The 13,089-nt window shown below is 39.0% G+C and carries 12 protein-coding genes; 10 read left to right on the forward strand and 2 right to left on the reverse strand.

Annotated features, from left to right (window positions below):
* Window position 1: 1 nt before the first annotated feature.
* The 9 genes from purD to lysX all read left to right on the forward strand — a co-directional run bounded on the left by purD (window position 2) and on the right by lysX (window position 10,825).
* Complete coding sequence (gene purD, locus KN1_RS13300; RefSeq protein ID WP_221288134.1) at window positions 2-1,438, forward strand: phosphoribosylamine--glycine ligase; 1,437 nt, start codon at window positions 2-4, stop codon at window positions 1,436-1,438.
* Window positions 1,432-2,394: a phosphoribosylformylglycinamidine cyclo-ligase gene (purM, locus tag KN1_RS13305; RefSeq protein ID WP_221288136.1), complete on the forward strand. Its 963-nt coding sequence runs from the start codon at window positions 1,432-1,434 to the stop codon at window positions 2,392-2,394. Before purD ends, purM begins: the two co-directional genes overlap by 7 nt.
* Window positions 2,395-2,451: 57 nt before the next feature.
* A complete protein-coding gene (locus KN1_RS13310; RefSeq protein WP_221288138.1) occupies window positions 2,452-2,898 on the forward strand; it encodes a hypothetical protein in 447 nt (148 codons plus the stop codon).
* Between the two features lie 33 nt (window positions 2,899-2,931).
* The gene (locus KN1_RS13315) at window positions 2,932-3,126 is read left to right on the forward strand and encodes a ribbon-helix-helix domain-containing protein (protein ID WP_225905708.1); all 195 of its coding nucleotides are present in this window, start codon (window positions 2,932-2,934) and stop codon (window positions 3,124-3,126) included.
* Window positions 3,127-3,215: 89 nt separating this feature from the next.
* The gene (locus KN1_RS13320) at window positions 3,216-4,391 is read left to right on the forward strand and encodes an argininosuccinate synthase (protein WP_221288139.1); all 1,176 of its coding nucleotides are present in this window, start codon (window positions 3,216-3,218) and stop codon (window positions 4,389-4,391) included.
* A gap of 1 nt (window position 4,392) precedes the next feature.
* On the forward strand, window positions 4,393-5,730 hold the full coding sequence (argH, locus tag KN1_RS13325) for an argininosuccinate lyase (RefSeq protein ID WP_221288140.1): 1,338 nt from the start codon (window positions 4,393-4,395) through the stop codon (window positions 5,728-5,730).
* On the forward strand, window positions 5,714-6,832 hold the full coding sequence (gene carA, locus KN1_RS13330) for a glutamine-hydrolyzing carbamoyl-phosphate synthase small subunit (protein WP_221288141.1): 1,119 nt from the start codon (window positions 5,714-5,716) through the stop codon (window positions 6,830-6,832). The genes argH and carA overlap by 17 nt, the downstream gene beginning before the upstream one ends.
* Window positions 6,825-9,980, forward strand: coding sequence for a carbamoyl-phosphate synthase (glutamine-hydrolyzing) large subunit (gene carB, locus KN1_RS13335; RefSeq protein WP_221288142.1), 3,156 nt, complete (start codon window positions 6,825-6,827; stop codon window positions 9,978-9,980). Before carA ends, carB begins: the two co-directional genes overlap by 8 nt.
* On the forward strand, window positions 9,977-10,825 hold the full coding sequence (gene lysX, locus KN1_RS13340; RefSeq protein ID WP_221288143.1) for a lysine biosynthesis protein LysX: 849 nt from the start codon (window positions 9,977-9,979) through the stop codon (window positions 10,823-10,825). Before carB ends, lysX begins: the two co-directional genes overlap by 4 nt.
* Here lysX and KN1_RS13345 read toward each other — a convergent pair.
* A complete protein-coding gene (locus KN1_RS13345) occupies window positions 10,813-11,403 on the reverse strand; it encodes a translin family protein (RefSeq protein ID WP_221288144.1) in 591 nt (196 codons plus the stop codon). The two genes, lysX and KN1_RS13345, sit on opposite strands and share 13 nt — an antisense overlap.
* Before the next feature lie 99 nt (window positions 11,404-11,502).
* Here KN1_RS13345 and KN1_RS13350 point away from each other — a divergent pair, with 99 nt between their 5' ends.
* The gene (locus KN1_RS13350) at window positions 11,503-12,459 is read left to right on the forward strand and encodes a 3-hydroxyacyl-CoA dehydrogenase family protein (protein WP_221288145.1); all 957 of its coding nucleotides are present in this window, start codon (window positions 11,503-11,505) and stop codon (window positions 12,457-12,459) included.
* Between the two features lie 66 nt (window positions 12,460-12,525).
* Here the strand turns inward: KN1_RS13350 and KN1_RS13355 are convergent, their stop codons facing one another.
* Window positions 12,526-13,083 carry a cupin domain-containing protein gene (locus tag KN1_RS13355; protein ID WP_221288147.1) on the reverse strand — a complete coding sequence of 186 codons (558 nt, stop codon included), beginning with the start codon at window positions 13,081-13,083 and terminating at the stop codon, window positions 12,526-12,528.
* Window positions 13,084-13,089 lie beyond the last annotated feature (6 nt).

Genomic DNA, 13,089 nt, shown 5'->3' on the forward strand with positions numbered 1-13,089 from the left:
TATGGCTAAAGTCCTTCTTATAGGAGACGGTGCAAGGGAAAACGCATTAGCAGAAGCTCTAGGTAAGTCAAGTAAAGGTTATAAGGTATACGCACTATCCACATATACTAACCCCGGCATAAAGGAAGTAGTAAATAACACCGGCGGTAAGTACTATCTCGGGAATATTTTATCGCCTGAGGAGGTAAGAAGAGTAATAAAGGATACCAGTCCCGATTTTGGTGTAGTAGGGCCAGAGGATCCTTTATTTGAAGGGATTGCCAACGTCTTCAGGGAAGAAGGAATTCCGGTAGTAGGGCCGGATAAGGAAGACGCAATGATAGAGAAATCTAAGGTATGGATGAGGCAATTAATGTGGAAATACGAAATTCCAGGCAGGCTTAGATTTAAAGCGTTTAATAACTTAGAAGAAGCCTCGAAATTTATTCTTGATTTTGGTGGCTCAATAGCTATAAAACCCTCGGAACAAGTAGGAGGTAAAGGCGTCAAAGTGGTCGCAGACCTTCAGGCTTATTTAAGCGAGGAAAAGAGAAACGCCTTAAGCAAAGGAGTAGACCGTATAGCGGGTTTAGTTAAGGACGATGTTAAACTTATTATTGAAGAGAAAGTTGACGGTCCAGAATATACACTCCATGTATTAACAGATGGATACTCGTATCTTCCTTTACCTTTAGCCCAAGATTATAAAAACGCCTATGAGGACGGCATAGGTCCTGAAACTGGAGGTATGGGATCGATATCTGGCCCAAGTTGGTCACTCCCATTTATAAATGAAGAGGAGTATTCAAAGTCGCTAGACATAGTAAGGCTTACTGCTGAGGCTATTAAGAAAGAAACTGGAAAAGACTACATAGGTATTTTATCTGGGCAGATGATGTTAACGGGTTTATGGGGTCCTACAATTATAGAGTATTATTCTAGATTGGGAGACCCAGAGGCCTCTGCTATAATACCTCGGCTAGAAGGCGATTTTGGCGAAATACTTGAAATGGTCGCTACTAGACATTTGAGTAAGGCTAAGATAAATGTAACGGAAAAGCCCTCAATTGTAAGGGCTGTAGCACCCCTCGGCTACCCTTTAGACAAAAAGATGGCGAGTGGCCACAAGATCTCCTTAGATTTGCCTAAAATGAGGGAAATAGGTTGCAAAGTATATTTTGGCTCGGTAGCTATAGAAGGTATGTCTCTAGTGACTAAAGGTTCGAGGGCATTAGAACTAGTGGTGATCGACGAGTTTAATAATGCTAGTAAAAGACTAGACCAATGTTTCTCAATGATCTCTTCCGATACTAAACTAATCTACAGGCATGATATCGGTAATAGTATAGATACACAAGTGGAGAAAGCTGAAATTGTAAGATACACTTATAAAGCTAGAGAGAGGGCCGGAATATTAGGCGTCTCTGCTGACTGGTCTCCAAATGGTGGTCTTTGGTGAGTGATTATACTAAAGCCGGTGTTGATTTAGATAAATTGAGGGGCTACCATTCATTTATCTCGTCTTATCTTTCTTCATCAGAATTACCAATAAAGATAGGGCATTATGCCGGTGCAATAAAGGTCGGGGATAAGTATATTGTAATGCATGTAGATGGTGTAGGGACTAAGACTTTACTAGCGTTAAAAACGGGGATAATAGAACCTACCGGGATAGATTGTGTGGCTATGAATGTAAATGATATAGCGTGTGTAGGGGCTAGACCATTAGCCCTAGTTGATTACTTAGCACTAGAAAAACCTATGGACGACGTGGTCGAAAAGGTAATGAAAGGTTTAAAAAAAGGTTCAGATGAGTCCAATGTAGTGGTTGTTGGCGGTGAGACAGCTATAATGCCCGGGGTGATTAGCGGTTATGATTTATCATGTTCAGTAGTCGGGATAGCAGATAAATTAAAGACCGGAAATGATGTGAAGCCTGGTGATGTGGTATTGGGGCTGGCGAGTAATGGGATCCATTCTAATGGTTACTCGTTGGTTAGAAAGCTTATTGATGAAGGGAAAATCAATTTAGATAAGTGGGCAGAGGAACTTTTAAGGCCTACTCGTATTTACTCTAACTCGTTATTATCGGTTTTTGAAAAGATAAAAGCTGCTGCACATATTACCGGAGGTTCATTTTCAAAACTCAAGAGGATAACAGCTTATCGAATTAACATTAGATTGCCCGAGCCTCCCGATATTTTTAAACTTATAGAAAATAGCGGAGTTTCTCACAAAGAGATGCACAGAGTTTTTAATATGGGTATAGGTATGGTTCTGTTTGTGGATAAAGAAAAAGAGGACGAAGTTATAAAGATTTTAAGTAAAACTGAAAAAGTGTTTGAATTAGGAAGAGTAGAGGAAGGAGAAGGAATAATGATAACTACATATAAGAATCAAGTTCTTAATTTTTAAAAAGTAACAGTAGTCCTTTTAAACTCTGGCGATAATAAAGGTGTCTAGTGACTATATATGAAACAGATGGATACAAAATCTTTAATTAATTATATAGCATTAAAAATACTAGGAGGTAGCGACTACATAATAGATGCTCTAGAGAAATATTTAGTGAAAGGAGAAGGCCCTGCATCAGTAGCTTATGAGTATCAAATATCAAAACATCAGCTTAGGGGTTATGCACAGAGGATTATAGAGAAGAGTGGCAGTGAGTCAAGAGCAAAGAAGATTATTCCGATTATTAAAGAAATATCAAAGGACATTAAACCGATAGTCAAGAAGGGCGAAGACGAATTATATACGTGTACGATTTGTGATATTTCTGTTCCTAAAGAAGATGCGGAGGAACATGTTAGAAAATACCACAAGGACATACTTACAGCTACGATAAAAACTATGACAGAAAGGTTAGAAGAATACAAGAAAGATAAGAACGCTGTAATACTTACTTCAGTAAGTTAAAAGTTTTTAATGAATTCAAACGCTTTTTATTAGATGTTTTTTAAAGGTTACTCTTTTAAGAGGGTAAGACTATTTTTTACTGAGAATATGAAAAAAGTTGTAAGTGTGAGACTTAGAGAAGATATTGTTTCAAAAATAGATAAGTATACAGAGGAACTAGGCTTAGACAGTCGAACCGACTTCTTAAGACAAGCCCTAGATTATTACGTCCATAGAAAGAAGGGCTAAAGGACTGCCTTAACATTCCCTTCATAAAGAATTCGTTTTTCTGATGATAACCATATCTTAAATACTAAATTTTCTTTGTAAAAACGGAAATGAAAATAGTCCTTGCATATTCAGGCGGGCTAGACACGACAGTGGCCATAAGGTGGTTAAAGGAAACCTTTAACGCTAACGTTATAACAGTCACCGTTGACGTAGGGCAAAAAGATAATTTTGATGATATAGAAAAGAGGGCATATATAGCTGGTGCCGAAAAACACTACACAATCGATGCAAAAAAAGAGTTTGCAGAGAAGTTTATAGCATACGCGGTGAAAATGAACGCTCTGTATGAAGATGTATATCCATTAGCTACAGCGTTAGCAAGACCGTTAATAGCCCAAAAAGTAGTCGAAATAGCTAGAAAAGAAAACGCTGATACTATAGCCCACGGGTCTACATCAAAAGGTAATGATCAAGTCAGGTTCGACCTAGCTGTTAAAGCTCTATACCCGGAGGCTAGGATCATAGCACCTGCTAGGATATGGAAGATGACTAGAGAGACTGAACTAGAATACGCAAAACAGAAGGGCATACCGGTTAAGTCAGAAAGTAGTAAATACAGTATCGATGAGAACTTATGGGGGAGGAGCATAGAAGGGGATATAATATCCGATCCGTCAGTAGAAGTCCCGGAGGACGCTTTTGAATGGACTAAAAGGAAAAGCACTGAAAAAATTAAACTTACTGTTGAGTTCGAAAGAGGTGTCCCCGTAGCGATAAATAACGAAAAAATGGAATTAGTGAAATTGATCCAGGTGTTAAATGAAGTAGCTGGGTCTAGAGGATTCGGAAGGGTAGAACACCTCGAGAACAGAGTTGTAGGGTTTAAATCCAGAGAAGTGTATGAAGCACCTGCAGCACTAGTCCTAATATATTCCCATAAAGATCTTGAAAAATCTACATATTCTCCGTTAGAACTTAGGTTCAAAAAGATAATTGACGCTCAGTGGTCTGACCTTGTTTATGAAGGTCTCTGGTATGAACCACTAAGGGAAACTCTTGAGTTAGCTGGAGATAACTTAAACAAATGGGTTTCAGGAGAGGTTCAGGTAGAAATAGAAGGTAGCGGAATGAGGATACTAGGTAGGAAACCCAAATATTCACCTTTCTCTGATAAAATTGCCAGTTATAACAAAGGCTGGTATCCTACGGATGAGATGGCGAAGGGGTTCATAGAGATATTCGGCATGCATTCGCTCCTAACTAGAGAGGTAAGAAGTGAGTGATATGTTATATCGTAAATGGGGATCAGAGAAAGATTACGTAGTAACTTACACTTCCTCTAACGAGAGTGACAGAGAGATATTTGAGGAAGTAAAAACGGTAATGAAGGCCCATGTAATTGAACTTTACCTATCTGGTTATATAAAAAAGGATGTGGCAAAGAAAATATTACAGGCAATAAATTCTTTTAGAGAGTACGTCGGGGACTATGAAGATGTCCATGAGGCACTTGAAGACTATATTATAAAGATGGTAGGTGAAGAAGGTGGATGGGTAGGCTTAGGTAGGAGTAGGAATGATCATGTCTCTACAGCTCTGAGGTTAAAAATGAGAGATGCGTTAGTGGACGTATTTGAGGCACTATATAATTTACGTTCCTCTTTATTGTCCAGAGCTGAAAAAAGCACAGATATACTCCTTCCCGTTTATACTCATTTCCAGCCTGCGCAACCTTCGTCCCTTGCCCATTACTTACTTTACGTAGATGAAGAATTGGACTCCGTCTGGGACCAGCTTTTCACGTCGTTAAAACTCGTGAATAGAAGCCCTTTAGGGAGCGGGGCGATCGTAGGTACTAATGTAAAACTCGATAGGAAAAGGGAAGCTGAATTATTAGGATTTGAAGGAGTAGTTTATAACACGATTTCAGCGACAGCGTCGAGGTTAGACTTGATTTCTGCAATCTCTTCATTAACTCTTATGATGTTAGTGTTCAGTAGGTTGTCTGAAGACCTTGTGCTCTTATCATCTTCCTTTATAGGTATTATAAGGCTTCCTGACACCCACGTAAGTACCAGCAGTCTAATGCCCCAAAAGAGGAATGCAGTTACTATGGAGGTCTTGAGGACTAAGGTAGGTGAATGTTTAGGTCATCTTATGTCTTTGATGACTATTTATAAAGCTTTACCATCAGGTTATAATTTGGACTTACAAGAACTTAACAAGCATTATTGGGAATGTGTAAAACATGTGATCCCGACTATTTATGTGGTAAAGGACGTATTAGAAAAAATGGAAGTTATAGGCAAGTTTGATGATAAAAGTATAACGGCAACTGACGTAGCTGAGGACTTAGCTCTTACCGGAATACCCTATAGAAAAGCTTATATGGAGGTTGCTAACAAGATTAAAGCGGGCACTTTTCAGTCAGAAATTTCATTTAAAACTTCTATAGAAAAAAAGGCAGTAATAGGCTCTCCAAACCCGGAACTAATTAAAGACGAGATAAGCTTTAAGAAAGACAAACTAGAAAGAAAATGGAATATATTTAAAGAATATAAATCACAATTTATAGATAAAATTTCGGAACTTAAGGTGATAGAAGATGGAATCCTACAGTGAAAGTACAGGCTTTCTATACCTAGAAGACGGGACGATAATTAGAGGAAGTGGGTTTGGGGCTAAGGGTATTAGAGCAGGAGAAATCGTGTTTACTACTGCAATGAACGGGTACCCAGATAGCCTGACCGATCCTTCTTACAGAGGCCAGATATTAGTTTTTACACATCCTCTTATAGGAAATTACGGTATTCCTGAGAAAAATACGGTAAACGGGATATTAACTAACTTTGAATCAGAAGTGATCCAGGTAGAGGGGGTAGTAGTAGCTGAACACACTGAACCATTTAAGTGGAATTCATCAATGACATTGGACACATGGTTAAAAAAGGAGGGGATACCGGGACTACAAGGAGTAGACACCAGAGCAATAGTGAAAAAAGTAAGGTCTTATGGAGTTATGATGGGAGTAATATCGTCTGGCATAGATTTTGGTGACATTGATGTGAAAAAATATTTAGAGAAAAGATATGATGAAATCGATTTTACACAATATACTTCTCCTAAAGCCCCAATTATACACCAAGGTAAATCAGAGGAAACAGTAGTCTTAGTGGATTGTGGTGTTAAACACGGTATATTATATCAACTATATCAGAGGGGTTTTACTATAGTCAGAGTACCGTGCTCTTATTCTGTTAATAAGATAATTGACTTTGACCCCAAGGGGATAGTGTTCGGGAACGGTCCGGGTAATCCAAACCTACTTGTAGGTTTATCTCAGAACTTCCGAGAAATAGTTGAATATAAACTCCCTATCTTGGGTATATGCTTAGGTCACCAGATCGCTACGATAGCATTGGGCGGTAAGGTGAAAAAGATGAAATTCGGACACAGAGCAGTAAATAAACCTGTTATTGACACTACTGACAATAAGTGTTATATCACCACCCATAACCACGGTTATGGTATTCTATCTAAAGAAGACCTACCACCTAACACTAAGATGTGGTTTTACAACCCGGATGACGGGACAGTAGAAGGGTGGGTTCACGAAAAACTGCCTATAATAACTACGCAGTTCCACCCTGAGGCAAGGCCAGGACCTTGGGACGTAACATGGGTTTTTGATAAATTTAAGAAGATGGTGGTTAAAAATGCGTGAGTCAATTAAAAAAGTCCTATTAGTTGGTTCAGGTCCAATTAAGATAGCTGAAGCTGCGGAATTTGATTACTCAGGGAGTCAAGCATTGAAAGCGTTGAAAGAAGAAGGGATTTCAACAATTTTAGTTAACTCTAACGTAGCCACAGTTCAGACTAGCTATAAGTTTGCTGATAAACTGTACTTACTTCCAGTGACCTGGTGGGCTGTAGAGAAGGTAATAGAGAGAGAAAGACCAGATGCTATAATGATAGGCTTTGGCGGTCAGACTGCCTTGAATGTGGGTATTGATTTATTCAAAAAAGGCGTACTCCAAAGATATGGTGTTAAAGTGTTAGGGACTCCCATTGACGGCATCGAGAAAGCGCTCAGCAGGGAGAAATTTAGGGAAACTATGATCGATGTAGGTATACCAGTACCTCCCAGTCTTTCAGCTAGAAACGAAGAAGAGGCATTAGAAAAGGCAAGACAGATAGGCTACCCAGTAATGGTCAGGGTAAGTTTTAATCTTGGTGGAAGAGGTTCTACAGTTGCGTGGAATGAAGAAGACCTAAAAAGGGATATAGGTAGGGCTCTGAGCCAAAGTTATATCCACGAGGTATTAATAGAGAAATACCTTTATCACTGGGTCGAATTGGAGTACGAAGTGATGAGGGATAAGCACGGTAACTCTGCTGTAATAGCATGCATTGAGAACCTAGATCCGATGGGCACTCACACGGGAGAGTCTACTGTAATAGCGCCATGCCAGACATTGGATAACAAAGAGTTCCAAGATATGAGGAGCATGTCTATTGATGTCGCTAGATCTATTAGTCTGATAGGTGAATGTAACGTCCAATTCGCTCTAGACCCTAAGGGTTATAACTATTACGTAATAGAGACAAACCCTAGGATGTCTAGATCGAGTGCACTTGCTAGTAAAGCTACGGGGTATCCTTTAGCTTACGTTTCGGCTAAATTGGCACTAGGTTATGACCTTTATGAGGTGTTAAACAAAGTCTCCGGTTCTACATGTGCTTGCTTTGAGCCGAGCCTTGACTATTTAGTCGTTAAGATCCCTAGATGGGACTTAGATAAGTTTGAAAATGTAGAGCAAAGCCTAGCCACTGAAATGAAGAGTGTAGGTGAAGTTATGAGCATTGGTAGGACATTTGAAGAGACGTTGCAAAAAGCCGTTAGAATGTTAGATATAGGTGAACCGGGTTTAGTCGGAGGGAAGATCTATGAATCTAGAATGAAAAAAGAAGAAGCCCTTGAGAGCCTTAAAAACAAAAGGCCTTATTGGTTCTTGTATGCAGCTAAAGCATTTAAAGAAGGGGCTACGATAGACGAGATATACGACGCTACTGGTGTTAGTAAGTTCTTTCTGAATAAAATTAAGAATGTAGTAGAGTTTTATGAGGAGCTAAAGAAAACTAAAAGGATTGATGAAAAGGCTCTGTTTAAAGCTAAGAAGTTAGGTTTCAGTGATTACCAGATAGCAAAGGCAATGAACATTAATGAGAGAGAGGTTAGGCTACTAAGGCAAAAGCTAGGGATAGAACCTAAAGTAAAGCAGATAGATACCTTGGCAGGAGAATGGCCTGCCGTAACAAACTATTTATATCTAACTTATAACGGGACGGAGGACGATATCGAATTTTCAGATACTGGCTCAAAACTCTTAATTATAGGGGCAGGGGGTTTTAGGATAGGCGTATCGGTAGAATTTGACTGGAGTGTAGTTTCTCTACTTGATTCGGCAAAGCAATATTTTGATGAAGTTACAATACTTAACTATAACCCAGAAACAGTTTCTACGGATTGGGACATAACTAGAAAGCTCTACTTTGACGAGATTAACGTTGAAAGGGTCTTAGACATTGTTAGGAAAGAGAAGTTTAATTATGTAGCTACGTTTACCGGAGGTCAAATAGGGAACAGTATTTCAAAGAAGCTAGAAGACGAGGGTGTAAGGCTTTTAGGCACTTCGGGTAAAAGCGTAGACAACGCGGAAGACAGAGAAAAATTCTCTAAATTATTAGACAAATTGGGAATAAAGCAGCCAGAATGGATTTCAGCTAAGTCAATAGAAGAAGTGAAGAAATTTGTGTCAAGAGTGGGCTACCCTGTTTTAGTTAGGCCGAGCTATGTGTTAAGCGGTTCAGCAATGAAGATAGTCCATGACGATAATGAGCTATTAGTATATCTCAGGAGAGCTGCCGAAATATCACCTGAACACCCTGCCGTAATTTCAAAGTATATAGAGAACGCCATAGAAGCTGAGATAGATGGTGCTTCTGACGGTAAGGGGGTGTATGGGATAGTGATGGAACATATAGAAGAAGCTGGAGTGCATAGCGGAGACGCTACTATCTCAATTCCGTATAGGAAGTTGAGCGAAAATGCCGTCGATAAAATGAAAAATGAAGTATATGCTATAATGCGTGAACTAGAGATAAAAGGGCCATTTAACGTTCAGTTCGTAGTAAAGGACGGCGAACCGTATATTATAGAACTAAACTTGAGAGCGAGTAGGTCTATGCCATTTAGCAGTAAGGTTGTTGGAAAGAATATCATAACACTAGCATTAGAAGGTATTTTAAAGGGATATAGTTTCGATGGGTTTAAAGAGTTGAAGCCAAGTGCTTGGGGAGTTAAGTCCGCACAGTTCTCATGGGCTCAGTTAAAAGGGTCGTATCCCTTCTTAGGCCCAGAAATGAGGAGCACTGGAGAAGCTGCGTCTTTAGGTGTGGATTTCTATGATGCTTTACTCAAGAGCTGGTTAGCTGTGACCCCAAATAAAGTCCCTTCAAGGGGTACAACAGCTCTAGTATACGGTAAAAGCAACAAGGAGTACTTGGCTTTAGCAGCTAAAAATTTGGATGAATACGGTGTAGTTACTTATACCCTGCAAGGTGCAGAGATTGAAGGAGTTGAAAGCGTTGGGATAAAAGAAGCAATAACGCTTATCAGGGATAGAAAAGTTGATATTGTAGTAACTGATGGATATCTTAAGAAGTTAGATTATGAGGTGAGGCGTATTGCCGTCGATTATAACGTACCCATAATTTTAAATGGTAGGTTAGGAGCAGAAATAACTAAATCTTTTTCTATTCAAGATAGGTTAACATTTAAAGAACTTAAGGAATATGGTGCGGGGATATGAGAGTAGCCTTAATAGTAGATATAATAAGGCAAGAGGAGAAGCTAATAGCAAAGGCATTAGACACCAAGCAAGTACCATATGACATTATTAATGTAGGCCAAGAACCAATACCATTCAATAAAGGACTAGGCAGGTATGATGTAGCTATAATTAGACCAGTTAGTATGTATAGAGCCCTTTATGCTTCGGCAGTATTTGAAGCAGCAGGAGTTCACACAATTAACTCAACTGATGCGATAAATATATGTGGCGATAAGATCCTAACATACTCCAGGCTTTACAGACACGGTATACCGATTCCAGACTCAATTATAGCAATGTCTCCAGATGCTACACTTAAGGCGTATGAGCAAAAAGGTTTCCCACTGATCGATAAGCCCCCAATAGGTAGCTGGGGTAGGCTAGTCTCATTAATCAGAGATAATTTTGAAGGGAAAACTATAGTAGAACATAGAGAACTAATGGGCAATTCAGCCTTAAAGGTACATATCGTCCAAGAGTATATTCAGTATAAAGGAAGGGATATAAGGTGTATAGTAATGGGTAAGACATTACTGGGGTGTTATGCTAGGAATATACCCCCGAACGAGTGGAGGGCTAATATTGCCTTGGGTGGATACCCATCTAAGATAGACGTCGACAGTAAATTGGAAGAAACGGTGTTGAAAGCAGTAGGTGTTGTAGGCGGAGAATTCGTATCTATAGATATACTTGAACACCCTTCTAAGGGTTATGTAGTCAATGAGCTTAATGATGTACCTGAATTTAAGGGGTTTATGGTAGCGACTAATATTAATGTCCCAGAAAGGCTAGTGGATTATGTTAAAGAGGCTTATTCTAAGTGAGCTAAGAATAAGTCGTGGTTTGTTTCCTCTAAAAGCCTCCTAAGAGAATCTATTTTCTGCCTCAGGTTTGGCACTAGGGCTTTCGGGTATTCAAGTTCCCATAGGATCTCATAAAGTTCCTCCATAACTGCATACGTCTCTTCAGCTTTATCTACTTCTCTCTTCCTTAGCAACTCCAGTACCCTTCTCCTTAATTCACCTATAGCATCAGCTATTCCTAAGACGTAGTAAACATCGGGGATCCCCAGCTCCTCACCAGTAGGTATTTTTTGACCGAAATATATTGAATAAACAACACTAGCCTCAGCTACTTCTTGAAACGCTGTACCTACATCACCATATAAAAGCTCAGGAAAATTATTAACAACTTCTTGTAATTCTTTTAGTTTTTGTATAGCCTGTTGGTACTTTTTACTAGCTTCTTCCTCCTTCATTTTATGTGACAGTGATATCGTTTCACCAGCATACCTTATTACTTCTCTAGATAATAATAGTAATTTTTCTCTACTGTCAAACCTCTCTTGTAACCTCGGTGTTATCTTTTCGACATATTCCTTTATTTGTATCGTAATATCCATTTCATGACTCAAGTGGATTAATTAATAAATAAAGCAATCGCATAATTATACTGTTTTTGGACAAAAAATACTTATACTCTTTATACTTTTTTAAAAGCTATGAGACAGATACGTAAAGTCTCTGTGATTGGTGCAGGAGTAATAGGAGCAGGATGGAGTACTCTCTTGGCTGTAAAAGGCTACGAGAACTATTTCTATACCGAGAAGAAAGAAACCTTAGATAAAGGGTTAGCTAAAATAAAAGGTTATTTGAATGTATTGCATGAGAATAAATTAGTAGAGAAAGAACCGGATTATTATATGAAGTTTATCCATCCTACAACTAGTTTCGATGAAGCTATCAAGGACACAGACCTAGTTTTAGAGGCTGTAATAGAAGAATATGACGTTAAAAAGAAGCTTTTTAAAGAACTAGACGAGAAATTGGACAAAGAGGTAATACTGGGTAGTAGTACTTCAGGCTTATTGATGACGGAAATACAGAAGGCAATGCCAAGGCATCCTGAGAGGGGAGTGATCATACACCCATGGAACCCCCCTCACTTATTACCTCTAGTTGAAATAGTTCCCGGAGAAAAGACATCAAAGGAAGTATTAGACTCCTCGAAGGAGTTTATGGAAAACAAACTAGAGAGAGTAGTTGTGGTTCTGAAAAAGGAAGTCCCAGGTTTCTTGGGTAATAGGCTTGCGTTTGCTCTATTTAGAGAAGCTGTTTACTTGGTCGATGAAGGGATAGCCACCGTAGAAGATATCGATAAAGTAATGACCGCCGCAATAGGTCTCAGGTGGGCTTTTATGGGTCCGTTCTTAACTTACCACCTCGGTGGAGGAGAAGGAGGATTAGAATACTTCTTTAGTAGAGGCTTTGGATATGGTGCTAACGAATGGATGTATACTTTAGCTAAATACGATAAATTCCCGTACACTGGAGTGGTGAGATCTGTGCAGCAGATGAAAGAATACGAATTCCTAAAGGGCAAGTCGTTCCAGGAAATTTCAAAGTGGAGAGATGAGAAACTCATATCTCTAATAAAGCTGCTTAGGGGTAAAGTGTGATAAAATAGGATAAAATAGAAAGGATAAAAAACAATATATCATCTACTCTATTATTTTTATTTGGTTCTATTCTTCTCTAAATTCTAATATTCCTAAATTCTCTAGTAGCCCCGAATCAGTCACATCAAATAATACTGCGTCTTCTTTAGAGGTATTTACGTGATAATGAACCATATTAGCCGGTACTACAAATACATCTCCCTCTTCCCATTCTAGCTTCTTACCGTCCACTATACTGTAGCCTTTACCTTTAACTACTAAGTAGACTGATGCCATATTATGGGAGTGCGGTTTAGTCTGCATTCCAGCTTTAATGTACTGGAAGCCTGGCATCATAGTTGGTGTTAACCCTCTAGATCTACCTGTTGATGGTGAATAGAACATTACCTTTGCTACTCCTTTCTCTATAGGATTATCCTCAGCTAATACCCTAAGAAGTTTTATTACTTGTTGGAACTTTATTACCTTTGGCTTTACAGTCTCTGGGGGTGTAGTATGTTCCATAAAAGCTACTACTTTGAGGTCTTCGCTTTCGTTTTCAATTTGATTTATTATTTGCCTAATTTGTTCTCTCCTATCTACAATATCCCCTTGTTTGTCGGTTCTTTGAAGGACTTTAGACATATGTTT

This window comes from Stygiolobus caldivivus, assembly GCF_019704315.1.
Taxonomy (GTDB): domain Archaea; phylum Thermoproteota; class Thermoprotei_A; order Sulfolobales; family Sulfolobaceae; genus Stygiolobus; species Stygiolobus caldivivus.

Excerpts from the sequence above, each read along its gene's own strand:
- purD (WP_221288134.1), top strand. The coding sequence starts at position 2 with ATGGCTAAAGTCCTTCTTATAGGAGACGGTGCAAGGGAAAACGCATTA.
- KN1_RS13310 (WP_221288138.1), top strand. The coding sequence starts at position 2,452 with ATGAAACAGATGGATACAAAATCTTTAATTAATTATATAGCATTAAAA.
- KN1_RS13315 (WP_225905708.1), top strand. The coding sequence starts at position 2,932 with ATGTTTTTTAAAGGTTACTCTTTTAAGAGGGTAAGACTATTTTTTACT.
- KN1_RS13320 (WP_221288139.1), top strand. The coding sequence starts at position 3,216 with ATGAAAATAGTCCTTGCATATTCAGGCGGGCTAGACACGACAGTGGCC.
- argH (WP_221288140.1), top strand. The coding sequence starts at position 4,393 with ATGTTATATCGTAAATGGGGATCAGAGAAAGATTACGTAGTAACTTAC.
- carA (WP_221288141.1), top strand. The coding sequence starts at position 5,714 with ATGGAATCCTACAGTGAAAGTACAGGCTTTCTATACCTAGAAGACGGG.
- carB (WP_221288142.1), top strand. The coding sequence starts at position 6,825 with ATGCGTGAGTCAATTAAAAAAGTCCTATTAGTTGGTTCAGGTCCAATT.
- lysX (WP_221288143.1), top strand. The coding sequence starts at position 9,977 with ATGAGAGTAGCCTTAATAGTAGATATAATAAGGCAAGAGGAGAAGCTA.
- KN1_RS13345 (WP_221288144.1), bottom strand. The coding sequence starts at position 11,403 with ATGGATATTACGATACAAATAAAGGAATATGTCGAAAAGATAACACCG.
- KN1_RS13350 (WP_221288145.1), top strand. The coding sequence starts at position 11,503 with ATGAGACAGATACGTAAAGTCTCTGTGATTGGTGCAGGAGTAATAGGA.
- KN1_RS13355 (WP_221288147.1), bottom strand. The coding sequence starts at position 13,083 with ATGTCTAAAGTCCTTCAAAGAACCGACAAACAAGGGGATATTGTAGAT.